The sequence below is a fragment of the Microbulbifer litoralis genome (assembly GCF_023634065.1).
Classification (GTDB): domain Bacteria; phylum Pseudomonadota; class Gammaproteobacteria; order Pseudomonadales; family Cellvibrionaceae; genus Microbulbifer; species Microbulbifer litoralis.
This window is the reverse complement of record NZ_JALKCV010000036.1, coordinates 1-1,439: the sequence shown is the minus strand read 5'-3', so window position 1 is coordinate 1,439 and position 1,439 is coordinate 1. Positions and strand designations below refer to the sequence as shown.

Sequence of the window (1,439 nt, the reverse complement as noted above, 5' to 3'; positions counted from 1 at the left end):
ATAGCGGGTCTGGAGTTTCCCGCCCTTGCCGCGCATGGCGGCGATGCGGTTGCCGTGGACGTCGTAGCGGTAGTGGGTGTCGCCGCGGAACGCCAGGCGGTTGCCGTTGACTTTGGTTTCGCCGGCCTGCTGTTTCGCCTTCTCAGGGGTGCCGGCGGCGGCGAGGATATTGTGTGCCGGGTCGTGGACGAAATGCTCCGGGTTGGGACCGTCCACCTGGGTCAGGCGGTCCAGGGCGTCGTAACAGTATATGCAGCGCTTGCGAGCAGCTCGGCAAACGCTGGGGGCAAGGCATTCGCGATTGCAATCGCTACCTTCCCCGCCGGCCGTTTCCTGATCTTTTATGTCTTTTAAAGAACACCATCGCAGGTTTACTGCGAGGAACTCGCTATAGCTCAATCATGCCGGTTGAAACAGCTTTAGGAAAAGTGACCACTTGGAGAAATACATCAACCTATGAGGCGACCTGGCTGACACAGAATCTTAAACACCCTCCCTGTCTTGTCCACCAGATGCCAAGTTCTTGATGTCTCAGTCTCTGGAGCTACAGCCCCCTACGATCAATTCTCCAGTTTTTGGCTACCCGGACTTGGTTGTCCTGGTTCTCTGTTGTTCTGCTTTCCATGATCTGCTACTCCACTCCCTTAATGGATCTTCATAAGCATTTCTTTTAATTCATCAGCCCCTTCCTTAGAGGAGAGACATTCACGAGGCGTCTTTCCTCCAAGAGCGTCAACTCTAGATTCTAGCCAATTCCTATAATTGGACCCTATATGAAACTTAATAACAGCGGCTATTTCTTTATCGCCAACCATATCAATCAATTCCTTATTCTCCGTAGACTCCTCAAAGTCCTCCAAAAAAAGCTTCGAATAATTTTCCCAGTACTTTTGATTCAACATAATCAATATCCTGAAAATGATATTAAATTTGCTCCGCTTGGATCTCTAGCAGAAGGAGCAAGCACCCCTTCAAATCCATTGTCTTTTGCATATCGGCCAACTGCCTGAGTGACTTCATACCTATTACCGGTTATATCTTCCAATGACACCCCCAGTTGTTCACGAACTACGGGGTCAGTTACATCCAAAATATTGCTCATATTAACTTTCTTCGACACTAACTCACGGCCAGACAAAGCTCCATAATGCGCTATTTCGGCCTCAGCAGTTCTAGCGCTTGTTCCTGCATAAACGCCGTTTATTCCCGGCTCCGTATATCTATGATTAGCGGCATTGTTCCATTTATGTGCATCCCAAGTGGTTGCAATTCTATCTGGCTGCTCATATCGATAAACCACTCCATCGAATGACTTTCCACTAGGAGCTACATCGGGTTTAATCTCTTTACAGGTAAGCCCGAAAGGGTCGATCCAATTAGTAGGGTTCGGAGCATACTGATAATTATTAGTCCCTCCATGAAGCCCAATCGGATCCTGA

The 1,439-nt window shown here is 48.6% G+C and carries 3 protein-coding genes; all 3 read right to left on the bottom strand.

From position 1 onward, the window contains the following. On the bottom strand, nt 1-216 hold a 216-nt coding region (locus MWN76_RS20845), incomplete at its 3' end, for a hypothetical protein (protein ID WP_250465117.1). 428 nt (nt 217-644) lie between these two features. Continuing rightward, nucleotides 645-902: an MbcA/ParS/Xre antitoxin family protein gene (locus tag MWN76_RS20840; protein WP_250465115.1), complete on the bottom strand. Its 258-nt coding sequence runs from the start codon at nt 900-902 to the stop codon at nt 645-647. Nucleotides 903-904: 2 nt separating this feature from the next. Further along, nucleotides 905-1,439, bottom strand: a 535-nt coding sequence (locus MWN76_RS20835) for an RES domain-containing protein (RefSeq protein WP_250465112.1), incomplete at its 5' end; no start/stop codon positions are given.

Excerpts from the sequence above, each read along its gene's own strand:
- MWN76_RS20840 (WP_250465115.1), bottom strand. The coding sequence starts at position 902 with ATGTTGAATCAAAAGTACTGGGAAAATTATTCGAAGCTTTTTTTGGAG.